At 64.8% G+C, this 21,874-nt stretch carries 20 protein-coding genes; 13 read left to right on the forward strand and 7 right to left on the reverse strand.

All coding sequences use genetic code 11. The features are described from left to right. The first annotated feature begins 10 nt into the window (after window positions 1–10). The 5 genes from gcvP (at window position 11) to NMG10_RS16580 (ending at window position 6,685) form a co-directional block, all read left to right on the forward strand. A complete protein-coding gene (gene gcvP / locus NMG10_RS16560) occupies window positions 11–2,866 on the forward strand; it encodes an aminomethyl-transferring glycine dehydrogenase (protein ID WP_254464738.1) in 2,856 nt (951 codons plus the stop codon). A 154-nt stretch (window positions 2,867–3,020) separates the two neighbouring features. After that, complete coding sequence (locus tag NMG10_RS16565; protein ID WP_254464739.1) at window positions 3,021–4,397, forward strand: L-serine ammonia-lyase; 1,377 nt, start codon at window positions 3,021–3,023, stop codon at window positions 4,395–4,397. 26 nt (window positions 4,398–4,423) lie between these two features. Next, entirely contained in the window at window positions 4,424–5,545 is a 1,122-nt protein-coding gene (gene gcvT / locus NMG10_RS16570) for a glycine cleavage system aminomethyltransferase GcvT (protein WP_254464740.1), read from the forward strand. Between the two features lie 347 nt (window positions 5,546–5,892). Further along, window positions 5,893–6,105, forward strand: a complete 213-nt coding sequence (locus NMG10_RS16575) for a cold-shock protein (protein WP_050704121.1) — start codon at window positions 5,893–5,895, stop codon at window positions 6,103–6,105. Window positions 6,106–6,196: 91 nt separating this feature from the next. After that, complete coding sequence (locus tag NMG10_RS16580) at window positions 6,197–6,685, forward strand: RDD family protein (RefSeq protein ID WP_203650875.1); 489 nt, start codon at window positions 6,197–6,199, stop codon at window positions 6,683–6,685. 214 nt (window positions 6,686–6,899) lie between these two features. On the opposite strand, the gene lptG is transcribed toward NMG10_RS16580, so the two are convergent. Together lptG and lptF are read right to left on the reverse strand one after the other, a co-directional pair. Continuing rightward, a complete protein-coding gene (lptG, locus tag NMG10_RS16585) occupies window positions 6,900–7,961 on the reverse strand; it encodes an LPS export ABC transporter permease LptG (RefSeq protein ID WP_110738291.1) in 1,062 nt (353 codons plus the stop codon). After that, window positions 7,954–9,069, reverse strand: coding sequence for an LPS export ABC transporter permease LptF (gene lptF, locus NMG10_RS16590; protein WP_232855973.1), 1,116 nt, complete (start codon window positions 9,067–9,069; stop codon window positions 7,954–7,956). The genes lptG and lptF overlap by 8 nt, the downstream gene beginning before the upstream one ends. A 294-nt stretch (window positions 9,070–9,363) precedes the next feature. Between lptF and NMG10_RS16595 the strand changes: the two genes are divergently transcribed. The 5 genes from NMG10_RS16595 to rlmF all read left to right on the forward strand — a co-directional run bounded on the left by NMG10_RS16595 (window position 9,364) and on the right by rlmF (window position 15,914). Continuing rightward, on the forward strand, window positions 9,364–10,857 hold the full coding sequence (locus NMG10_RS16595; protein WP_254464741.1) for a leucyl aminopeptidase: 1,494 nt from the start codon (window positions 9,364–9,366) through the stop codon (window positions 10,855–10,857). Window positions 10,858–10,907: 50 nt separating this feature from the next. Further along, a complete protein-coding gene (locus NMG10_RS16600) occupies window positions 10,908–11,336 on the forward strand; it encodes a DNA polymerase III subunit chi (protein WP_203650868.1) in 429 nt (142 codons plus the stop codon). Window positions 11,337–11,341: 5 nt separating this feature from the next. Beyond that, window positions 11,342–11,716 carry a DNA polymerase III subunit chi gene (locus NMG10_RS16605; protein WP_110738287.1) on the forward strand — a complete coding sequence of 125 codons (375 nt, stop codon included), beginning with the start codon at window positions 11,342–11,344 and terminating at the stop codon, window positions 11,714–11,716. Window positions 11,717–11,943: 227 nt separating this feature from the next. After that, window positions 11,944–14,790 carry a valine--tRNA ligase gene (locus tag NMG10_RS16610; RefSeq protein WP_254464742.1) on the forward strand — a complete coding sequence of 949 codons (2,847 nt, stop codon included), beginning with the start codon at window positions 11,944–11,946 and terminating at the stop codon, window positions 14,788–14,790. 173 nt (window positions 14,791–14,963) lie between these two features. Continuing rightward, complete coding sequence (gene rlmF / locus NMG10_RS16615; RefSeq protein ID WP_232855978.1) at window positions 14,964–15,914, forward strand: 23S rRNA (adenine(1618)-N(6))-methyltransferase RlmF; 951 nt, start codon at window positions 14,964–14,966, stop codon at window positions 15,912–15,914. 50 nt (window positions 15,915–15,964) lie between these two features. Here the strand turns inward: rlmF and NMG10_RS16620 are convergent, their stop codons facing one another. After that, window positions 15,965–16,246, reverse strand: a complete 282-nt coding sequence (locus NMG10_RS16620; protein WP_110738284.1) for an HU family DNA-binding protein — start codon at window positions 16,244–16,246, stop codon at window positions 15,965–15,967. A 391-nt stretch (window positions 16,247–16,637) separates the two neighbouring features. Between NMG10_RS16620 and yejK the strand changes: the two genes are divergently transcribed. The 3 genes from yejK to NMG10_RS16635 all read left to right on the forward strand — a co-directional run bounded on the left by yejK (window position 16,638) and on the right by NMG10_RS16635 (window position 18,734). Continuing rightward, the gene (gene yejK, locus NMG10_RS16625) at window positions 16,638–17,645 is read left to right on the forward strand and encodes a nucleoid-associated protein YejK (RefSeq protein ID WP_203650860.1); all 1,008 of its coding nucleotides are present in this window, start codon (window positions 16,638–16,640) and stop codon (window positions 17,643–17,645) included. A gap of 430 nt (window positions 17,646–18,075) precedes the next feature. Continuing rightward, entirely contained in the window at window positions 18,076–18,318 is a 243-nt protein-coding gene (locus NMG10_RS16630; RefSeq protein ID WP_203650859.1) for a hypothetical protein, read from the forward strand. Window positions 18,319–18,470: 152 nt separating this feature from the next. Continuing rightward, window positions 18,471–18,734, forward strand: a complete 264-nt coding sequence (locus tag NMG10_RS16635; RefSeq protein WP_234563119.1) for a DUF3077 domain-containing protein — start codon at window positions 18,471–18,473, stop codon at window positions 18,732–18,734. A 75-nt stretch (window positions 18,735–18,809) separates the two neighbouring features. On the opposite strand, the gene NMG10_RS16640 is transcribed toward NMG10_RS16635, so the two are convergent. The 4 genes from NMG10_RS16640 to NMG10_RS16655 form a co-directional block, all read right to left on the reverse strand. Next, window positions 18,810–19,100, reverse strand: coding sequence for a GIY-YIG nuclease family protein (locus NMG10_RS16640; RefSeq protein ID WP_203650858.1), 291 nt, complete (start codon window positions 19,098–19,100; stop codon window positions 18,810–18,812). A gap of 43 nt (window positions 19,101–19,143) precedes the next feature. Then, window positions 19,144–19,602, reverse strand: coding sequence for a nuclear transport factor 2 family protein (locus tag NMG10_RS16645; protein WP_234563120.1), 459 nt, complete (start codon window positions 19,600–19,602; stop codon window positions 19,144–19,146). 105 nt (window positions 19,603–19,707) lie between these two features. Then, on the reverse strand, window positions 19,708–20,988 hold the full coding sequence (locus NMG10_RS16650) for an MFS transporter (protein WP_232855981.1): 1,281 nt from the start codon (window positions 20,986–20,988) through the stop codon (window positions 19,708–19,710). Between the two features lie 13 nt (window positions 20,989–21,001). Next, the gene (locus NMG10_RS16655; protein ID WP_254464743.1) at window positions 21,002–21,649 is read right to left on the reverse strand and encodes a FadR/GntR family transcriptional regulator; all 648 of its coding nucleotides are present in this window, start codon (window positions 21,647–21,649) and stop codon (window positions 21,002–21,004) included. Window positions 21,650–21,874: the final 225 nt, after the last annotated feature.

The raw sequence follows: 21,874 nt of genomic DNA on the forward strand, positions 1-21,874 counted from the left end.
GGTATCCACCATGACCATCAACCTCGGCACCGCCAACGAATTCGTCGCCCGTCACATCGGCCCGCGCGCCGCTGACGAGCAGGCCATGCTCACCACTCTGGGCTTCGACTCGCTGGAAGCGATGACCGCCGCGGTCATTCCTGACAGCATCAAGGGCACCAGCGTGCTCGGCAGCGAAGACGGCCAGAGCGAGGCCGACGCCCTCGCCGCGCTGAAAGCCATCGCCGGCAAGAACCAGCTGTTCAAGAGCTACATCGGCCAGGGCTACTACAACACCCATACCCCGGCGCCGATCCTGCGCAACCTGCTGGAAAACCCGGCCTGGTACACCGCCTACACCCCGTACCAGCCAGAGATCTCCCAAGGCCGCCTGGAAGCGCTGCTGAACTTCCAGACCCTGATCAGCGACCTCAGCGGCCTGCCGATCGCCAACGCCTCCCTGCTCGACGAGGCCACCGCCGCCGCCGAAGCCATGACCTTCTGCAAGCGCCTGTCGAAGAACAAGGCCAGCCATGCCTTCTTCGCCTCCGCGCACTGCCACCCGCAGACCCTCGACGTGCTGCGCACCCGTGCCGAGCCGCTGGGCATCGAGGTGGTGGTGGGCGACGAGCGTGAACTGGGCGATGTCAGCGCCTTCTTCGGCGCTCTGCTGCAGTACCCGGCCAGCAACGGTGACGTGTTCGACTACCGCGAAGTGGTGCAGCGCTTCCACGCCGCAGGCGCCCTGGTGGCCGTGGCCGCCGACCTGCTGGCCCTGACCCTGCTCACCCCGCCGGGCGAATTCGACGCCGACGTGGCCATCGGCAGCGCCCAGCGCTTCGGTGTGCCGCTGGGCTTCGGTGGCCCGCACGCGGCCTACTTCGCCACCCGCGACGCGTTCAAGCGTGACATGCCGGGGCGCCTGGTCGGCGTATCGATCGACCGCTTCGGCAAGAGCGCCCTGCGCCTGGCCATGCAGACCCGCGAACAGCACATCCGCCGCGAGAAGGCCACCAGCAACATCTGCACCGCCCAGGTGCTGCTGGCCAACATCGCCAGCATGTACGCCGTGTACCACGGCCCGGCCGGCCTCAAGCGCATCGCCGAGCGTACCCACGCACTGACCGCGATCCTGGCCACCGGCCTGACCAAACTGGGCGTGAAAGTGGTCACCGGCGACTTCTTCGATACCCTGACCCTGGCCACCGGCAGCGCTACCAGCGCCTTGCACGACAAGGCCCGCGCCCAGGGCATCAACCTGCGCCAGGTCGACGCCGCCCATCTGGGCCTGTCGCTGGACGAAACCAGCAGCCAGGCCGATGTCGAGGCCTTGTGGCAGCTATTCGCCGACGGCCAGGCCACCCCGGACCTCGCCGCCCTGGCCAACACTGTCGCCGTGCGCCTGCCGGCTGGCCTGCTGCGCCAGTCGGCCATTCTCGAGCACCCGGTGTTCAACCGCTATCACAGCGAAACCGAGCTGATGCGCTACCTGCGCCGCCTGGCCGACAAGGACCTGGCGCTGGACCGCAGCATGATCCCGCTGGGCTCGTGCACCATGAAGCTCAACGCCGCCAGCGAGATGATCCCGGTGACCTGGGCCGAGTTCGGCAACCTGCACCCGTTCGCCCCGGCCGAGCAGAGCCAGGGCTACCTGCAGATGACCACCGAGCTGGAGGCCATGCTCTGCGCCGCCACCGGCTATGACGCCGTGTCGCTGCAGCCCAACGCCGGTTCCCAGGGCGAGTACGCAGGCCTCCTGGCGATCCGTGCCTACCACCGCAGCCGTGGCGACAGCCACCGCGACATCTGCCTGATCCCGTCCTCGGCCCACGGCACCAACCCCGCCACCGCGCACATGGCCGGCATGCGCGTGGTGGTCACCGCCTGCGACGCCCGCGGCAACGTCGACATCGACGACCTGCGCGCCAAGGCCATCGAGCACCGCGAGCGCCTGGCGGCGATCATGATCACCTACCCGTCGACCCACGGCGTGTTCGAGGAAGCCATCGGCGAGATCTGCGCGATCATCCACGACAATGGCGGCCAGGTGTACATCGACGGCGCCAACATGAACGCCATGGTCGGCCTGTGCGCACCGGGCAAGTTCGGCGGCGACGTCTCGCACCTGAACCTGCACAAGACCTTCTGCATCCCCCACGGCGGTGGCGGCCCGGGCGTCGGCCCGATCGGCGTCAAGTCGCACCTGGCGCCGTTCCTGCCCGGCCACGCGACGCTGGAGAACACCACGGGCGCCGTGTGCGCCGCGCCGTTCGGCAGCGCCAGCATCCTGCCGATCACCTGGATGTACATTCGAATGATGGGTGGCGCCGGCCTCAAGCGCGCCTCGCAGATGGCGATCCTCAACGCCAACTACATCGCCCGTCGCCTGGAAGAGCACTATCCTGTGCTGTACACCGGCAGCAACGGTCTGGTGGCGCATGAATGCATCCTCGACCTGCGTCCGCTCAAGGACACCAGCGGCATCAGCGTCGACGACGTGGCCAAGCGCCTGATCGACTTCGGCTTCCACGCCCCGACCATGTCCTTCCCGGTGGCCGGCACGCTGATGATCGAACCGACCGAAAGCGAGTCCAAAGAGGAACTGGACCGCTTCTGCAACGCGATGATCCAGATCCGCGAGGAGATTCGCGCCGTCGAGAACGGCAGCCTGGACAAGGACGACAACCCGCTGAAGAACGCCCCGCACACCGCGGCGGAGCTGGCCGGCGAATGGACCCACGGCTACAGCCGCGAGCAGGCGGTGTACCCGCTGCCGAGCCTGGTGGAAGGCAAGTACTGGCCGCCGGTGGGCCGGGTCGACAACGTGTTCGGCGACCGCAACCTGGTCTGCGCCTGCCCGTCGATCGAGAGCTATCAGGACGTTTGATAGCTCCAGGCCTGCCCACACCTGTGAGGCGGGCCTCGGCCCCTGTGGGAGCGGGTTTACCCGCGAATGCGATAGTGAGTTCACCGACGCATTCGCGGGTAAACCCGCTCCCACAAGGTCACCATCAACCCCAAGAGCCGGTTAGGAGATCACCATGTCCCTGAGCGTCTTCGACCTGTTCAAGATCGGCATCGGCCCCTCCAGCTCGCACACGGTCGGCCCGATGCGCGCCGCCGCGCGCTTCGCCGAAGGCCTGCGCCGTGACGGCCTGCTGGCCGGCACGGTCAGCATCAAGGCCGAGCTGTACGGCTCGCTCGGCGCGACCGGCAAGGGCCACGGCAGCGACAAGGCCGTGTTGCTGGGCCTGGAGGGCGAGCACCCGGACACCGTCGACACCGAAACCATCCCCGCCCGCCTGCAGGCGATCCGCGACAGCGGCCGCCTGCGCCTGCTCGGCGAGCACGAAATCGCCTTCGTCGAGAAGCAGCACCTGGCGATGATCCGCAAGCCGCTGGAATACCACCCCAACGGCATGATCTTTCGCGCCTTCGACGCCGCCGGCCTGCAGATCCGCAGTCGCGAGTACTACTCGGTGGGTGGCGGCTTCGTGGTCGACGAAGAAGCCGCGGGCCACGACCGCATCGTCGAGGACAGCACCGTGCTGGCCTATCCGTTCAAGACCGGCAAGCAATTGCTGGCCCATTGCACCACCGAGCAGCTGTCGTTCAGCCAGGTGATGCTGGCCAACGAAGCCGCCTGGCGTCCGGAGGCCGAGACCCGCGCCGGCCTGCTGCGCATCTGGCAGGTGATGCAGGACTGCGTCGAGGCGGGTTGCAGGCATGAGGGCATCCTGCCCGGCGGGCTCAAGGTCAAGCGCCGCGCACCGGCGCTGTACCGCCAGCTCAGCCGTCATCCAGAGGCCAGCCTGCGCGATGCGCTGTCGGTACTCGACTGGGTCAACCTCTACGCCCTGGCAGTGAACGAGGAAAACGCCTACGGCGGGCGCGTGGTCACCGCGCCGACCAACGGCGCCGCCGGCATCGTCCCGGCGGTGTTGCACTACTACATGCGCTTCGTCCCCGGTGCCAATGAAGACGGCGTGGTGCGCTTCCTGCTCACTGCAGCGGCAATCGGCATCCTCTACAAGGAAAACGCTTCGATCTCCGGTGCCGAGGTCGGCTGCCAGGGCGAGGTCGGCGTGGCCTGCTCGATGGCCGCCGGCGCCCTATGCGAAGTGATGGGCGGCAGCCCGCAGCAGGTGGAAAACGCCGCCGAGATCGGCATGGAACACAACCTGGGCCTGACCTGCGACCCCATCGGCGGGCTGGTCCAGGTGCCTTGCATCGAGCGCAACGCCATGGGCTCGGTGAAGGCGATCAACGCGGTGCGCATGGCCCTGCGCGGCGACGGGCAGCATTACGTCTCCCTCGACAAGGTCATCCGCACCATGCGTCAGACCGGCGCCGACATGAAAAGCAAATACAAGGAGACCGCCCGCGGCGGTCTGGCCGTCAACATCATTGAATGTTGACCCGAACAAAAAACGAGGAGTCACCGATGTCCGAAACACTGCACAAGACCCCGCTGCACGCCCTGCACCTGGAACTGGGCGCGCGCATGGTGCCCTTCGCCGGCTACGACATGCCGGTGCAGTACCCGCTGGGCGTGCTCAAGGAGCACCTGCACACCCGCGAGCAGGCCGGCCTGTTCGACGTCTCGCACATGGGCCAGATCATCCTGCGCGGCAGCGACGCCGCCCAGGCCCTGGAAAGCCTGGTACCGGTGGACATCATCGACCTGCCGGTGGGCATGCAGCGCTACGCCATGTTCACCAACGCCGAGGGCGGCATCCTCGACGACCTGATGGTCGCCAACCTCGGTGACGACACCCTGTTCCTGGTGGTCAACGCCGCCTGCAAGGACCAGGACCTGGCGCACCTGCGCAAGCATATCGGCAATCGCTGCGAGATCCAGCCGCTGTTCGAGGAACGCGCCCTGCTCGCCCTGCAAGGCCCGGCGGCGGTCAAGGTGCTGGAGCGCCTGGCCCCGGAAGTGGCGAAGATGACGTTCATGCAGCTCCAGCCCGTTCAACTGCTCGGCGCCGACTGCTATGTCAGCCGCTCGGGCTACACCGGTGAGGACGGTTTCGAGATTTCCGTGCCGGCCGACAAGGCCGAAGCCCTGGCCCGCCGCCTGCTGGCCGAGCCGGAGGTACAGCCAATCGGCCTGGGGGCACGCGACTCGCTGCGCCTGGAAGCTGGCCTGTGCCTGTATGGCCACGACATGAATACGGCCACCACGCCGATCGCGGCCAGCCTGCTGTGGGCGATCTCCAAGGTGCGCCGTGCCGACGGCGCACGTGCCGGTGGTTTCCCCGGCGCCGCAGCCGTATTCGCCCAGCAGCAACAAGGAGTTGCACGCAAGCGCGTAGGCCTGCTGCCGCAGGAACGCACCCCGGTGCGCGAGGGTGCCGAGATTGTCGACGGCACCGGCAAAATTGTCGGCCAGGTGTGCAGCGGTGGATTTGGTCCGACGCTCGGCGCCCCGGTGGCAATGGGGTATGTCGATAGCGAACATGCCGCACTGGATACCGCTCTGTTTGCTGTGGTCCGCGGCAAGCAAGTTGCCCTTAAGGTCAGCAAAATGCCTTTCGTGGCACAACGTTACTACCGTGGCTGAATGAGTGGTTTGGACGGGTTCGACATATTCGTTTTCGAACCTGTCCAATAACTTCTGAACATAGCGCCAGCCCAGGCGCCACGCCGTTTCCGACAAATCGTTCGGTTATCGGGAAAACCCTGATTTTCACCCCCCGCAAGGGCTTGTTTTTCGCTCGGCAGTTGGCGTAGAGTCATCGCACTGTGTTTGCATGGGTCGCAACAGTTCGTGACCTGGGCCAGTAGCCGCAATCTGCTACAACCCGTTCGACGTCTCTTACTTTCCTGCAACCCAGCCCAGTAGTCTTTCACTTACAAAAGCGTGAAAGAAACTGTCATCAAAATTCAAGTTTCATAGGAAATAAGACAATGGCTGAGCGTCAGAACGGTACCGTCAAGTGGTTCAATGACGAGAAAGGTTACGGCTTCATCACCCCTGAGAGCGGTGCTGATCTGTTTGTTCACTTCCGTGCCATCGAAGGCAACGGCTTCAAGAGCCTGAAAGAAGGCCAGAAAGTCACCTTCGAAGCCGTGCAAGGCCAGAAAGGCCTGCAGGCTGACAAAGTTCAGGTTGTCGCCTAAGCGATTACCCGAAATTCAAAAAGCCCCTGCCAAGTGCAGGGGCTTTTTTTTACCCGTAGAATAGCGGCTTCGCCATTCGGAGCCGTCCTGCATGTCCAAGCCCCTGCTCTCACCCCAGGGTGACTTCCCCCCCGTCGGCCTGGGCCGCCGGCTGGCGGCGATGTTCTATGACTTCCTGCTGTGCACCGCCCTGCTGATCGTCACCGCCGGCGCCTACAAGATGATCCAGATGGCGATCATCGGCGAGGCGCGCATGCGTGAGCTGACCGAGGCCGGCGCACTGGATGGCGATCCGTTGCTGTCGACGATCCTGCTGTTCGCCCTGTTCGGCTTCTTCGCCAAATTCTGGACCCATGGCGGCCAGACCCTGGGCATGCAAGTGTGGGGCATGCGCGTGCAGAACGCCGACGGCAGCGCCATCAGCCTGTGGCAGGCGCTGCTGCGTTTCGTGGTGTCGATCGCCTCATGGCTGTGCCTGGGGCTGGGGTTCTTCTGGTCGTTGATCGACAAGCGCCAGCGCAGCTGGCACGACATCTATTCCGAGACGCAGCTGGTGCGCGTGCCCAAACGCAAGAAATAGCCCGAGCGACGACCACCCTGTAGGAGCGGCCTTGTGCCGCGAAAGGGCTGCGAAGCGGCCCCGGCAATCTGACTTGTGGCGCAGACCCTGGGGCCGCTTCGCGCCCCTTTCGCGGCACAAGGCCGCTCCTACAATAGGATGAGTTAATCCTGATCATCCCGTTACGCACAAAAAAGCCGACCCCAGGGTCGGCTTCTTTGTGCAGCTCAGGCCATCAACCCGCCCGGCGCATCAACCACAAGCCCGCCAGCGCACAGATCCCCGCTGGGATCACCACCGCCAGCAACGGCGGGAAGCCGAACACCTGGCTCGATGGCCCCAGCAGGTCCCCGGCGATGCGGAACACGAAGCCCACCAGCACGCCGGTGAACACGCGCTGCCCCAGGGTCACGGAACGCAGCGGGCCGAAGATGAACGAGATCGCCATCAATACCAGCGCTGCGGTGACCGCCGGTTGCAGGACCTTGGTCCAGAACGCCAGCCAGTAGCGCGAGTTGTTCAGTCCCTGGTCGGCCAGGTAGTGGATGTAGTCCCACAGCCCGGTGATCGACAGCGACTCCGGCGCCAGCACCACGGTGTTGAGCAGCTCCGGCGTCACCGAGACGTCCCACACCTCTTCAGGGCTCTTGACCACTTCGGTGTGGTCGCCGCGGAAGTAGGTCGTGGAGACATCGTTGAGCATCCACTTGCCTTCCACATACTGCGCCCGGCGGGCAAAGCTGGAGGTCTGGATCTTGCGCTCGGCGTCGAAGCGGTAGCGGGTCACGCCCAGCAGCAGGCCATTGGGCTGCACCGAGTTGATATGCACGAACTCCTCGCCCTGGCGGTGCCACATGCCGCGCTTGGAGCTTTGCGCCTCGCCGCCACCCTGGGCGAGCGATCGGTCGGCCTGGGCCTTGTTCTCGGTCACCGGGGCCACGTACTCGCCGATCAGCAGGCCGACCAGCATCAGCACCAGCATCGGCTTCATCACCGCCCAGACGATGCGCCCGATGGACACGCCGGCGGCGCGCATGATGGTCAGTTCGCTGCTGCTGGCCAGGCTGCCCAGGCCGATCAGGCAGCCGATCAGGGCCGCCATCGGTAGCATGTCGTAGAGACGGCGCGGCGCGGTCAGCAGGACGAAGCTGCCAGCATCCATGAAGGTATAGGTGGCACTCAGGTCGTTCAGTTCGTCGATCAGGGCGAACAGCGAGGCCAGGCCAAGGATGATGCCCAGCACGGCGGCGATCGCCAGCAGCACGCTCTTGCCGATGTAGCGGTCCAGTTTAACCACGGGCCACCTCCGCACGACGGGCGGCGCGTTTGAGGCGCAACGGCTCCCAATACATCAGCGCCAGGCCGATCAGCAGGAACAGGCCATGGACCCACCACATACCCAGCGAGATGGGCAGCTTGCCCTTCTCCAGGGCGCTACGCACGGAAATCAGCATCGTCAGATAGGCCATGTACAAAAGGATCGCCGGCAGCAGCTTGAGGAAGCGGCCCTGGCGTGGGTTGACGCGCGACAGCGGCACCGCCAGCAGCGTCACGACGAACACCAGCAGTGGCAGCGACAGGCGCCATTGCAGCTCGGCTCGCTCGCGAATGCCTTCATGCCCGAACAGTTCGGACGTCGGGATCGCTTCGCGGTCGGTGACTTCCTCGGCGACTTCCGGCTTGGGCAGCAGCACGCCATAGGTGTCGTACTTGATCGCCCGGTAGTCGGCCTGGCCCGGATTGCCGTCGTAGCGGTAGCCGTTCTCCAGCACCAGGTAGCGGTTGCCGTCGGCCTGCACTTCCTGGTGGCCCTTCTCGGCGACCAGCACCGAAGGCGCGCGGTCCTTGGTCTTGTCCTGGTTGAAGCGCTTCTCGGAGATGAACACCCCGCCGAGCTTGATGCGGTCATCGGACAGCTGTTCGGTGTAGGTCACCCGGGAGCCGTCGCGCAGGGTCTGGAAACGGCCCGGCACCAGGGTGTCGAACTCGGTCAGGGCATCCTGCTGGGCGATGATCTTCTGCACCTGGGCAACGCCCAGAGGCGCCAGGCTCAGGCTCAGCCAGGCGACCAGCAGGGCGACCAGCGCCGCCGGCACCATGGTCACGGTCAGCAGGCGCTGCTGGCTCATGCCGGTGGCCGACAGCACGGTCATCTCGCTTTCGAGATACAACCGGCCATAGGCGAGCAGGATGCCGAGGAACAGCCCCAGCGGCAGGATCAGTTGCAGGAAGCCCGGCAGGCGGAACCCCATGATCATGAACAGCACGCTTGGATCGAGCGCGCCCTGGGCCGCCTGGGCCAGGTATTTGATGAAGCGCCCGCTCATGATGATCACCAGCAGCACGGCGCTGACGGCGCTCAAGGTCACCAGGACCTCGCGGGACAGATAACGAAAGACGATCAAACCAGACACTCCTGGGTTGTCAGGGGCGGACAGCCAAACGAACGATTCGGACAGCCAAGACCAATGCCGGTTCGCCAAGGCGAACCTCCATGTAAAAGTGCGCGCATTATCCTGTGATTGACGGCGCCTGTCACTTGGCCGCGCAGCATGGCGCATATCGGGGTTGTCATCGTGGTCGCGGCAGGCTCAAACTGGCAGCTTTTCCGCTGGCAGGCATCGCCCGCCAGCCGCGTGTTCCGAGCGCTTGCGAAAGACAGCGCCCACTGACAGACAGATCATTCGGGGACCCCAGACATGGAATTGGTTGTAAAGAGCGTAGCCGCTGTATCCGTCAAGACCGCGACCTTGGTCGTACCCGTGGGTGAAGGGCGCAAGCTTGGCGCCACGGCCAAGGCCGTCGACCAGGCCAGCGAAGGCGCAATCAGCGCGCTGCTCAAGCGTGGCGACCTGGCCGGCAAGCCAGGCCAGACCCTGCTGCTGCAAAGCCTGCCGGGCCTGAAGGCCGAGCGCGTGCTGCTGGTCGGCAGCGGCAAGGACGAAGCCCTCGGCGATCGCGCCTGGCGCAAGCTGGTCGCCAGCGTCGCCGGCGTGCTCAAGGGCCTGGGCGGCAGCGACGCCGTGCTGGCCCTGGACGACATCGCCGTCACCGGCCGCGACGGCCACTACGGCAAGTACCGCCTGCTGGCCGAGACCCTGCTGGACGGCAACTACGTGTTCGATCGCTACAAGAGCCAGAAGGCCGAACCCCGCGCCCTGAAGAAAGTCACCCTGCTCACCGCCAAGGCCGGCCAGGCCGAGGCCGAGCGCGCCGTGAAACACGCCAGCGCCATCGCCACCGGCATGGCCTTCACCCGCGACCTGGGCAACCTGCCACCGAACGTCTGCCACCCAAGCTTCCTCGCCGAGCAGGCCAAGGACCTGGGCAAGGCGCACAAAGGCCTCAAGGTCGAGGTGCTGGACGAGAAGAAGATCAAGGACCTGGGCATGGGCGCGTTCTATGCCGTGGGCCAGGGCAGCGACCAGCCGCCGCGGCTGATCGTGCTCAACTACCAGGGCGGCAAGAAGAGCGAAAAACCGTTCGTGCTGGTCGGCAAGGGCATCACCTTCGACACCGGCGGCATCAGCCTCAAGCCCGGCGCCGGCATGGACGAGATGAAGTACGATATGTGCGGCGCCGCCAGCGTGTTCGGCACCCTGCGCGCCGTGCTCGAGCTGCAGCTGCCGATCAACCTGGTGTGCCTGCTGGCCTGCGCCGAGAACATGCCGAGCGGCGGCGCCACCCGTCCGGGCGACATCGTCACCACCATGAGCGGGCAGACCGTCGAGATCCTCAACACCGACGCCGAAGGCCGCCTGGTGCTGTGCGACACCCTCACCTACGCCGAGCGTTTCAAGCCGCAGGCGGTGATCGACATCGCCACCCTGACCGGCGCCTGCATCGTCGCCCTGGGCAGCCATACCTCGGGCCTGATGGGCAACGACGACGCGCTGGTCGGCCAACTGCTGGACGCCGGCAAGCGCGCCGACGACCGCGCCTGGCAGCTGCCGCTGTTCGACGAGTACCAGGAGCAACTGGACAGCCCGTTCGCCGACATCGCCAACATCGGTGGCCCGAAGGCCGGCACCATCACCGCCGGCTGCTTCCTGTCGCGTTTCGCCAAGGCCTACCACTGGGCGCACCTGGACATCGCCGGCACCGCCTGGATCAGCGGCGGCAAGGACAAGGGCGCCTCGGGCCGCCCGGTACCGCTGCTCACCCAGTACCTGCTGGACCGCGCCGGCGCCTGATGGCGCATGGCCGGTGGCGCTCACGCGCCACCGGCCGGCACTGAACGATCATGAGCAAAGTCGATTTCTACATCCTGCCCAGCGACTCACTGTCGGTGCGGCTGGATTTCGCCTGCAAGCTGTGTGAAAAGGCCTGGCGCCTCGGCCACCGGGTCTACCTGCATTGCCAGGACGAGGCGCAACGCAACGAGCTCGACCTGCGCCTGTGGCAGTTCAAGGGCGAGGCCTTCGTGCCCCACGACCACGCCGAACAGCACCCGGACGCCATTGTCGCGCTGGGTGTCGGCACTGATGCCGGCGAACACCGTGACCTGCTGATCAACCTGGGCGGCGATGTTCCCGCCTTCGTCGGCCAGTTCGAGCGGGTCGCCGAAATCGTCGTCGAGGAACCGGCCATCCGCCTGGCCGCACGCGAGCGATTCCGTTTCTACCGCGAACAGGGCTATGCTCTGCAAGATCACCGCTTACAGCGACTCTGACGACGATGGACAAGCAGCTGAACTCCCTGACCCATTCCGCCCACCTGCTCGACGATCTTGAATCGATCCGCGAGCTGCTGGGCGACGCCGACCTGCAACCGCCGCTGCTGACCGAGACGGTGGAGCAGATTCCCCTGTTGCTTGACGAACCTGCCGCCGCGCCGCCCGTCGCCGAGGCAGCGCCGGTAGCGGCCCCGGCACCTGAAGAAGATGCCCAGGCCCGCCGCCAGGACACCCTGCTGCACCTGGACGCCGAACTGCGCGCCGCCGCGCAACTGATCATGCAGGATGTGATCAACGACTTCACCCCGCATATCGAGACCGAGATCAAACGTCGCCTCGATGCGCGGCTGGAGCGCTTGCTCAAGCGTTCCGAGTAAGACCCGCCCCCGCGGTGTGGCCTTCGCGGGTAAACCCGCTCCCACAGGTACAGTGCAAACCCGACGGTTGCACACCACCTGTGGGAGCGGGTTTACCCGCGAAAGGGCCATCGCCTGCTACCACGTCTCCCGTTCCTCCATCGCATCTTGCAGCTTGTCGCTTGAAACTCGCGGCTCCGTTATACTTCCCGGCTTTCCCGAATTAATGCCTAAGGGTCCCGCCGCGCATGGATAAGACCTACCAGCCGCACGCCATCGAAACTTCCTGGTACAACACCTGGGAGTCCGAGAACTATTTCGCTCCACAAGGTGCAGGCGAGTCCTACACCATCATGATCCCGCCGCCGAACGTGACCGGCAGCCTGCACATGGGCCACGGCTTCAACAACGCGATCATGGACGCGCTGATCCGCTTCCGCCGCATGCAGGGTCGCGACACCCTGTGGCAGCCGGGCACCGACCACGCCGGTATCGCCACCCAGATGCTGGTGGAGCGCCAGCTCGAGGCCAAGGGCCAGAATCGCCATGACCTGGGCCGCGACAAGTTCCTGGAGAAGGTCTGGGAGTGGAAGGATCAATCGGGCGGCAACATCAGCCGCCAGATCCGCCGCCTGGGCTCGTCGGTGGACTGGAGCCGCGAGCGCTTCACCATGGACGACGGCCTGTCGGAAGCGGTCAAAGAGGCTTTCGTGCGCCTGCACGAAGACGGCCTGATCTACCGCGGCAAGCGCCTGGTCAACTGGGACACCAAGCTGCACACGGCGATTTCCGACCTCGAAGTGGAGAACCACGACGAGAAGGGCCACCTGTGGAACCTGCGCTATCCGCTGGCAGACGGCGCCAAGACCGCCGAAGGCAAGGACCACCTGGTGGTCGCCACCACCCGTCCGGAAACCCTGCTCGGTGACGTCGCCGTCGCCGTCAACCCGGCCGACGAGCGCTACCAGGCACTGATCGGCAAGTTCGTCGAACTGCCGCTGGTCGGCCGTCGTATCCCGATCGTCGCCGACGACTACTGCGACCCCGAGTTCGGCACCGGCTGCGTGAAGATCACCCCGGCCCACGACTTCAACGACTACGAAGTCGGCAAGCGCCACAACCTGCCGCTGCTGAACATCTTCGACAAGAACGCCACCGTGCTGGCCGCCGTGCAGGCGTTCAACCTCGACGGCAGCGTCAACGAAAACCTCGACACCTCGCTGCCTGCCCAGTACGCCGGCCTCGACCGCTTCGTGGCGCGCAAGCAGATGGTCGCCGACCTGGACGCCCAGGGCCTGCTGGTCAGCATCGACGATCACGCCCTGAAAGTCCCGAAAGGCGACCGTTCCGGCACCATCATCGAGCCGTGGCTGACCGACCAGTGGTACGTCTCTACCAAGCCACTGGCGGAACCTGCCATCGCCGCCGTGGAAGACGGCCGCATCCAGTTCGTGCCCAAGCAGTACGAGAACATGTACTTCTCCTGGATGCGCGACATCCAGGACTGGTGCATCAGCCGCCAGCTGTGGTGGGGCCACCGCATCCCGGCCTGGTACGACGAGGCCGGCCAGGTCTACGTCGGCCGCGACGAGGCCGAAGTGCGCGCCAAGCACAACCTCGGCGCCGATATGAAACTGCGCCAGGATGACGACGTGCTCGACACCTGGTTCAGCTCGGGCCTGTGGACCTTCTCCACCCTCGGCTGGCCGGAGCAGACCGAGTTCCTGAAGAAATTCCACTCCACCGACGTGCTGGTCACCGGCTTCGACATCATCTTCTTCTGGGTCGCCCGGATGATCATGCTGACGATGCACCTGATCAAGAACGAGGACGGCACCCCGCAGGTACCGTTCAAGACCGTCTACGTGCACGGCCTGGTCCGCGACGGCCAGGGCCAGAAGATGTCCAAGTCCAAGGGCAACGTCCTCGACCCGCTGGACATCGTCGACGGCATCACCCTCGACGCCCTGCTGGAAAAACGCACCAGCGGCATGATGCAGCCCAAGCTTGCCGAGAAGATCGCCAAGCAGACCAAGGCCGAGTTCCCCGAAGGCATCGCCAGCTACGGCACCGACGCCCTGCGCTTCACCTTCTGCTCGCTGGCCTCCACCGGTCGTGACATCAAGTTCGACATGGGCCGCGTCGAAGGCTACCGCAACTTCTGCAACAAGATCTGGAACGCCGCCCGCTACGTGCTGGACAAGGGCGAGGATTGCGGCCAGAACGGCGAGGCCTACGAGCTGTCGCTGGCCGACCGCTGGATCATCTCGCAGCTGCAGCGCACTGAAGCCGAAGTGACCCGTCAGCTCGAGCAGTTCCGCTTCGACTTGGCCAGCCAGGCCCTGTACGAGTTCATCTGGAACCAGTACTGCGACTGGTACCTGGAGCTGTCCAAGCCGGTGCTGTGGGACGAGAACGCCCCGGTCGAGCGCGCCCGCGGCACCCGTCGCACCCTGGTGCGCGTGCTGGAAGTCGCCCTGCGCCTGGCGCACCCGTTCATGCCGTTCATCACCGAAGAGATCTGGCAGCGCATCGCGCCGCTGGCCGGCATCGAAGGCAAGACCATCATGCTGCAGCCGTGGCCTGAAGCGAACGAAAGCCGCATCGACGCCGCCGCCGAAGGCGACATCGAGTGGCTCAAGGAGCTGATGGTGGGCCTGCGCAACATCCGCGCCGAGATGAACATCGGCCCGGGCAAGCCGCTGCCACTGTTCCTGAAGAACGCCAACGCCGACGACCAGCGTCGCCTGCAGGAAAACGAAGCCCTGCTGAAGAAACTGGCCAAGGTCGAATCGTTCACCGTGCTGGGCGAGCAGGACGAAGCGCCGCTGTCGGCCACCGCGCTGGTGGGTGATCTGCAGGTGCTGGTGCCGATGGCCGGCCTGATCGACAAGGACGCCGAACTTGCGCGCCTAAGCAAAGAGATCCAGCGTTTGCAGGGTGAAGTCCAGCGCGTCGGTGGCAAGCTGTCCAACGCCGCCTTCGTCGACAAGGCACCGCCTGCGGTGATCGAGAAGGAACGCGCCAAGCTGGCCGAGTCGGAGCAGGCCCTGGCCAACTTCACCGAGCAGCATGCGCGGATTGCTGCGCTGTAATCATCTACATCGCTGACTGACCGGCGAGGGCTTCGCCCTCGTTCGCGGCACAAGGCCGCTCCTACAGGGAATTGCATGGCTCACAGGCCTGCGCTTTCCTGTAGGAGCGGCCTTGTGCCGCGAAAGGGCCGCAAAGCGGCCCCTGGACCAGCAAGGCAACACCGGATCCGACAATGACCGAAAAACCCACCCTGCACCCACGCAACCGCCACCAGGGCCGCTACGACTTCCCCGCCCTGATCAAGGCGCACCCGGACCTGGCCCGCTTCACCATCACCAACCCCTACGGCAAGCCCAGCATCGACTTTGCCAACCCCGAGGCCGTGCGGGTGTTCAACCGCGCCCTGCTCAAGGCCCAGTACGGCATCCAGCACTGGGATATTCCGGCCGACTACCTGTGCCCGCCGATCCCCGGCCGGGCCGACTACATCCACGTGCTGGCCGACCTGCTGGCCGAGGACAATGCCGGCGAGATCCCCCGCGGCGCCCAGGTACGCGCCCTGGATATCGGCGTCGGCGCCAACTGCATCTACCCCTTGCTTGGCCACAGCGACTACCGCTGGCGCTTCACCGGCTCCGACATCGACGGCGTGGCCCTGGGCTCGGCCAAGGCCATCGTCCAGGCCAACAAGCTCGACAAGGCCATCAGCCTGCGCCAGCAAGCTCAGCCCAGGCATATCCTCAGTGGCCTGCTGCAGACCGACGAACGCTTCGACGTCACCCTGTGCAACCCGCCGTTCCATGCCTCCCGCGAGGAAGCCACCCGCGGCAGCCAGCGCAAGTGGAAGAACCTCGGCAAACAGGACCCCAAGCGCAAATTGCCGGTACTGAACTTCGGCGGGCAGAACAACGAACTGTGGTGCGAAGGCGGCGAGATCCGCTTCGTCAGCCAACTGGTCGCCGAAAGCGCCCAGTACGCGACCCAGGTGCTGTGGTTCACCAGCCTGGTGTCCAAGGCCAGCAACCTGCCGGGTATCGAGGCGGCCTTGAAGAAGGCCGGGGTGAAGGCCCTGCGCATCGTCGAAATGGGCCAGGGGCAGAAGCAGAGTCGCATGGTCGCCTGGAGTTTCCAGGACGACAGCGCACGCCAGCAATGGCATGCCGCGCGCAAATCACAGGCATGAAAAAACCGCGCCCGGGCAAGCCGGGCGCGGTTTCGTCAACGCATCAACAATTACTTGTTGATCGAGTCGGTCAGCACTTTGGCTGGAACGAACTTGACGACTTTCTTGGCAGCGATTTCGATGGCAGCGCCAGTCGAAGGGTTGCGGCCGGTACGGGCAGGACGCTCGGAGACTTTCAGCTTGCCGATGCCTGGCAGGGTGATTTCGGCGCCGTTTTCCAGTTGGTCGGCAACGATCTGGCCCAGTTGCTCCAGTGCATTACGCGCGGTGGTTTTCGGCGCGTCGATAGCTTCAGCGATGTCGGCAATCAGTTGGTCTTTGGTCAGTGCCATGGTGGTGTTCCTTCCCTATCAAATCAGAGGTTGTGCAGCATGCTTGGTCGGTGGTCGGGCCAGCCCGGGACAATCCAGAGGCCGCGTCGATCGCGTATGTAGATACGCAAATCGGCGTTTGGTTCGACACCGCGCAAGCGATCTGCCAGCAATGCGCCACCCAAGGGGCGCAAGACCGCGCAAAGCTACCACAGGAATCGAGAAATATCCGCTGTCGACATTGATTTTGTGCAGGTTTTTCGGGGGTTTTCGGAAAAATCGCAAAAAAATGAGCAAAAAACGAACAACCGGCATTTGTGCCAATATCTGGCCACTGCATCACCCCTACCCTGAGGTAAACTGAGCGACTTTTGCAGCGCGACTTTTCACCGCTCAGACCACCGAGAATTCCATGCCAATCCGTCATTGCATCGTTCACCTGATCGACAAGAAGCCCGATGGCAGCCCCGCCGTGCTCCATGCGCGCGACAGCGAACTGGTAGCCTCCGACGCCATCGAGAACCTGCTGGCCGACCTCAACGACAGCTACAACGCCAAACAAGGCAAAGCCTGGGGCTTTTTCCACGGCGAGTCCGGCGCCTACCCGTTCAGTGGCTGGCTCAAGCAGTATCTGGATGAGGAAAAGGACTTCGCCGCCTTCAGCCGCATCGCGGTCGAGCACCTGCAGAAGCTGATGGAAGAGTCCAACCTGTCCACCGGCGGCCACGTGCTGTTCGCCCATTACCAGCAGGGCATGACCGAGTACCTGGCCATCGCCCTGCTGCACCACAGCGAAGGCGTGGCGGTGAACGCCGAACTCGACGTCACCCCGTCGCGCCACCTGGACCTGGGCCAGCTGCACCTGGCGGCGCGGGTCAACCTGTCCGAGTGGAAGAACAACCAGAACTCCAAGCAGTACATCTCGTTCATCAAGGGCAAGAACGGCAAGAAGGTTTCGGATTATTTCCGTGATTTCATCGGCTGCCAGGAAGGCGTCGACGGCCCGGGCGAGACCCGCACCCTGCTCAAGGCCTTCAGCGATTTCGTCGAGAAGGAAGACCTGCCGGAAGAGTCCGCCCGGGAGAAGACCCAGACCCTGGTCGACTACGCCACCACCCAGACCAAGCTGGGCGAGCCGGTGACGCTGGAAGAGCTCTCCAGCCTGATCGACGAGGATCGGCCCGAGGCGTTCTACGACCATATCCGCAACAGCGACTACGGGCTGTCGCCGGAGATCCCCGCCGACAAACGTACCCTCAACCAGTTCCGCCGCTTTACTGGGCGTGCCGAGGGGTTGTCGATCAGTTTCGAGGCGCATTTGCTGGGCTCGAAGGTGGAGTATGACGAAGAAGCGGGGACGCTGGTGATCAAGGGCTTGCCGACGCAACTGATCGACCAGTTGAAGCGACGCAAGGACTGAAATCGCCGGGGGCGCGTTGCGCCCCTTTCGCGGCACAAGGCCGCTCCTACAGGAATCGCGCTCCCCTTGTACAAGCGGCCTTGTGCCGCGAAAGGGCTGCAAAGCAGCCCCAGCGATCTCGAACGGATCACCGATTCATCAGACTTTCCCCATTCCCTGTAGTCCATTTCCCAAACATACTCCCAAGCCCTTTCAAGCCATTGCGGTGGTCTGGGTTGGCCTCTAGTCTCGGGCAGTCGCTGCACATTCAGCGATCGGCTTTGACAGGCCGCTGAGAACCTTCCGCATGGATTTCGCTCTATGGCGGCTGTGCGTGGGGCACCTCGTGTGCGCCGGGTCAGGTTCTCTCACCGGTCTGTCAACCCACGTATAGCTGCCACCCACTTGTTTGACAGCAGTTGGTGGCGGCCCTTCTGAGAGAGCCAAGCCAATGCTAAAGATCGTCCCCGATCCACCCCACAACCCTCACTCCCTCGAAGACACCCTCATCCAGGCCACCGAGTACGCCCTGTGCGCCTTGACCGTGGCCCATCATGCCGTGCAGCTCAAACCCAGGTCGCCGGCTGCCGTGCTGATGATGGCGTCGATGCATGAAATGGAGTCGCTGCGTGTGTTGCTCGAAGCGGCGTTGATCCAGGTACAGATGCCAGCGCAGATGCCGACGTTGCACTAGGCCGCGATGCATGTGTTGCCTGTGCGGGCCCTTTCGCGGGTAAACCCGCTCCCACAGAATCACCTGTGCCTTGGAGCCAGCGCTGTACTTGTGGGAGCGGGTTTACCCGCGAAGAGGCCCGCACAGGCACCGACCATTTCAGGGAGAGAATTATGACTACAGAAGATACCCCCACCACCGTCGGCAAGACCAAGTTCTACCAGGGCGAAGGCATGACCGACCCGCTGTTCTGCATCGAACCCGGCATCCCCTGCCAGCACGCCCGCGACCAGGCCTCGGAACTGATCGGCTGCGTACGCGACCTGACCATCACCGGGATCATGGAGGAAAAGCCTCAGTTACTCTGGGCGTCGTATTACCTGAGCGCCCTGGCCAAAGCATTGATGGATGATGCCGAACTAGGCATGAAGCACTGAACAGGGAACAAGGCGGCGCCATAGGTGTGCAGGGCCAAGGCGCCGCAACCCGTCTCGGGTGCCCTGGCGAGGACACTACCCCCCGAGTCCGGCATAGGACGCCACCAACGCCTCCTTCGCCGCCTTGCGCAGCTTCTTCACCAACCGCTCCTGGCGCAAGGCCTCGCCCTTGTCCGGCCACTGCTCCACATACACCAGCGCCTGCGCCGGGCTGGTCTTGAAATAGCGCGCGCCCTGCCCTTTCTGGTGCTTGATGAAACGCCGCTGCGGATCGTCGCTGATACCGCAGTACAACGAGCCATTGGCGGCACGCACCAGGTAGACGTACCAGGGTTTGCAGTCGGGGGAAGTCGCTGTTTCGCTCACGGCTCGGTTCGGTGCAACGGAAGAAGGCCGCCAGCTTAACGCCTCAGCGCGCCTGCTGGAATGCGCGAAGCCCCTTGAACGCCTGCTGGCGCACCTTGTTCTGCAGCATCGGCGTCCAGCCCAGCAGCACGCCCGGCATGCCCAGCGCCTGACGCGCCCAGCGCCACAGGTCGAAGATATCGTCGTGTTGGCAGATCAGCCCGTCGCGGATCACGAAGCGCGCCTGGATATCGTTGACCACCACCCGCCCGGTCTGGCTGAACAGGTAGGTCGCCACCCAGTGCGCGCCATCGCTGCGCACGTCGTCGAAAGTCAGGGTGAAGTCCTTGGCGCGGGCGGTGAGCATCCGCCACATGTCACCCGCGTCACGCCCGCGCAGGGTGCCGAAGACCGGGTCGCTGAAGACGATGTCCTCGCTGTAGCAGGCCACCATGGCCTCGGCGTCCAAACGCTGGAAGGCCTGGTAGAAACGGGTGATCAGGGCGCTGTTGGCATCACTCATGGACTGTTCCTGCGCAAGGTGCGAAACCCGCAAGATACTGCCTGGATGCCAGCAACACCATGCCCATTCGCGTCGTGAATGACGATCGCGGGTCAAGTCAGCGCCTTAAACGTGCTCGCTGCTGACCTGCACATGCAGCGCCCGCCCGGCGCCGAGACCGAACAGGATCGCCCCGACGCCCAGCACCGCGAAGATCCAGCCCACCGCGCTCCAGCCTCCGGTCAGATCATGCACCAGGCCAACCGCGAACGGCCCCATGGAGGCCAGCGTGTAGCCCACACCCTGAGCCATGCTCGACAGGTTCGCCGCCACATGGGCGTCCTTGGAGCGCAGCACGATCAGGGTCAGTGCCAGGGAGAAGGTACCGCCCTGCCCCAGGCCGAGCAGGATCGCCCAGCCCCACAGCCCCTCGATCGGCGCATACAGGCAACCGAACAACCCGCCCAGGGTCACCAGCATCACCACCACGATGGCCAGGCGCTGGTCCTTGCCCCGCGTGGCCAGCCAGGGAGCGCTCAGGGAACTGATCAGTTGCACGATCACCGAACCGGACAGCACCAGCCCCGCCTCGGTCGGGCTCAGCCCGCGGCCGATCAGGATCGAAGGCAACCAGCCGAACACGATGTAGGCCAGCGACGATTGCAGGCCCATGTACAGCGTCACCTGCCAGGCCAGCGGGTCGCGCCACAGGCCGCGCACGCGGTAGGCCACCTTGTGCACGCCATGACCCTGTCGGGACTGGGGTAGCCAGACCAGCATCGCCAGCAAGGCAGGCAGCAGCCAGAAGCCCAGCCCCAGTGCCCAGCTGTCATCGAAGTGGCGGGTCAAGGGCACCGTGGCCCCGGCGGCCATCGCGGCGCCCAGACACAGCGCCATGGTGTAGACGCCGGTCAGGGTACCGGCGTGCTGGGGGAAGTCGCGCTTGACGATACCTGGCAGCAGCACGCCGATGATGCCGATGCTCGCCCCCGCCATCAGGCTGCCGAGGAACACACCAGTGGCGCCCAGGGTGCTGCGCACCAGGATGCCCAGCGCCAGGGTCAGCAGGATGCCGAAGATCACCCGCTCGCTGCCGAAGCGGCGCGCCAGGATCGGCGCCAGTGGCGCGAACAGCCCCAGGCACAGCACCGGCAAGGTGGTCAGCAGGCCGGCTTGCGATGCGCTGAGCCCCAGCCCTTCAGAGACCTGGCCGAGCACCGGCGACATGCTCGACAGCGCGGGGCGCAGGTTCAGCGCCACCAGCACCAGGCCCAGCAGCAACAGCCAGGGCCTGCGCAGCACGACAGGTTGTTGCTGGACCTGCTCGTCGTCGGCTTCGGCGTCGATCAGCAGTTCTTCGAGCTCCGCCTCGCGGGGAGCGGTATTGCGGGTCAGTTGTTCGGCCATGGCCTTCTCGTTATCAGGATTCGATGAGGGTCCGGCTCAGGTGCTTGGCCCGCTCCGGATCACGTTGTTCGAGGGCGTCGAGGATCTGCCCGTGCAGGTCGAACACGGCCTGGCAACGGGGGACGGTGGTCATGTTGTGCTGCAGGGCGGCGCGGACCACGCTGGAGAAGTAGCGGTACAGCTCGCTCAGGGCGGGGTTGTGGGCGGCGTCCACCAGGCGCTGGTGGAACACCAGGTCGCATTCGACGTAGGCGTCGACGTCGCCATGGAAGTGCTCCGCGCTGTGCTGCAGGGCCTCGCGCAGGGCCTGCAGGTCGGCGTCGGTGCGGCGCACGGCGGCCAGGCCGATGGCTTCTGCTTCAAGGATATGGCGGGTTTCGCGAGCGTGTTCGACTGCGCAGCGGGACATGACCTGCACGGCCTGCAAGGGGTCGACGGCGGTACGCAGGTAGCTGCCGTCGCCCTGGCGGATTTCTACCAGGCCGCTGAAGGACAGGACGCGCATGGCCTCACGGACGGTGTTGCGGCTGATGCCCAGGTCGCTGGCCAGCTCCGGTTCGGTGGGCAGGCGTTGGCCTATGGACCAGGTGCCCTTGGCGATGCGGTCGCGGAGCTGGTCTACGGCTTGTTCTACCAGGGAGCGTTTGATGAGCGGGGGCACGGGGTGGGTATGTCCAGTCATCGGATGAATTTTCTTGGGGTTGGACGATAGCGGTTGGTGGGGGATTGGGCAAGGGTTCGGGTTCGGGTTCGGGTTCGGGTTCGGGTTCGGGTTCGGGTTCGGGGATGATTGTTTTTATTTTTTTATGCGCATTCATTGGCGATGGTGACGCATAGTCACCTTTCCGCCCTTACGGCGGGTCCCTTTTTGAAGGATCTGTGGTCC

This window comes from Pseudomonas sp. DVZ6 (genome assembly GCF_024259445.1).
GTDB classification, from domain to species: Bacteria; Pseudomonadota; Gammaproteobacteria; order Pseudomonadales; family Pseudomonadaceae; genus Aquipseudomonas; species Aquipseudomonas peradeniyensis.

Bases quoted from the DNA above. Each gene is read 5' to 3' on its own strand.
- NMG10_RS16645 (WP_234563120.1), bottom strand. From the start codon at position 19,602: ATGAGTGATGCCAACAGCGCCCTGATCACCCGTTTCTACCAGGCCTTC.
- NMG10_RS16600 (WP_203650868.1), top strand. From the start codon at position 10,908: ATGAGCAAAGTCGATTTCTACATCCTGCCCAGCGACTCACTGTCGGTG.
- NMG10_RS16650 (WP_232855981.1), bottom strand. From the start codon at position 20,988: ATGGCCGAACAACTGACCCGCAATACCGCTCCCCGCGAGGCGGAGCTC.
- NMG10_RS16620 (WP_110738284.1), bottom strand. From the start codon at position 16,246: ATGGCACTGACCAAAGACCAACTGATTGCCGACATCGCTGAAGCTATC.
- NMG10_RS16580 (WP_203650875.1), top strand. From the start codon at position 6,197: ATGTCCAAGCCCCTGCTCTCACCCCAGGGTGACTTCCCCCCCGTCGGC.
- NMG10_RS16635 (WP_234563119.1), top strand. From the start codon at position 18,471: ATGACTACAGAAGATACCCCCACCACCGTCGGCAAGACCAAGTTCTAC.
- gcvP (WP_254464738.1), top strand. From the start codon at position 11: ATGACCATCAACCTCGGCACCGCCAACGAATTCGTCGCCCGTCACATC.
- gcvT (WP_254464740.1), top strand. From the start codon at position 4,424: ATGTCCGAAACACTGCACAAGACCCCGCTGCACGCCCTGCACCTGGAA.
- NMG10_RS16630 (WP_203650859.1), top strand. From the start codon at position 18,076: ATGCTAAAGATCGTCCCCGATCCACCCCACAACCCTCACTCCCTCGAA.
- yejK (WP_203650860.1), top strand. From the start codon at position 16,638: ATGCCAATCCGTCATTGCATCGTTCACCTGATCGACAAGAAGCCCGAT.
- NMG10_RS16575 (WP_050704121.1), top strand. From the start codon at position 5,893: ATGGCTGAGCGTCAGAACGGTACCGTCAAGTGGTTCAATGACGAGAAA.
- NMG10_RS16610 (WP_254464742.1), top strand. From the start codon at position 11,944: ATGGATAAGACCTACCAGCCGCACGCCATCGAAACTTCCTGGTACAAC.
- NMG10_RS16595 (WP_254464741.1), top strand. From the start codon at position 9,364: ATGGAATTGGTTGTAAAGAGCGTAGCCGCTGTATCCGTCAAGACCGCG.
- NMG10_RS16605 (WP_110738287.1), top strand. From the start codon at position 11,342: ATGGACAAGCAGCTGAACTCCCTGACCCATTCCGCCCACCTGCTCGAC.
- NMG10_RS16565 (WP_254464739.1), top strand. From the start codon at position 3,021: ATGTCCCTGAGCGTCTTCGACCTGTTCAAGATCGGCATCGGCCCCTCC.
- rlmF (WP_232855978.1), top strand. From the start codon at position 14,964: ATGACCGAAAAACCCACCCTGCACCCACGCAACCGCCACCAGGGCCGC.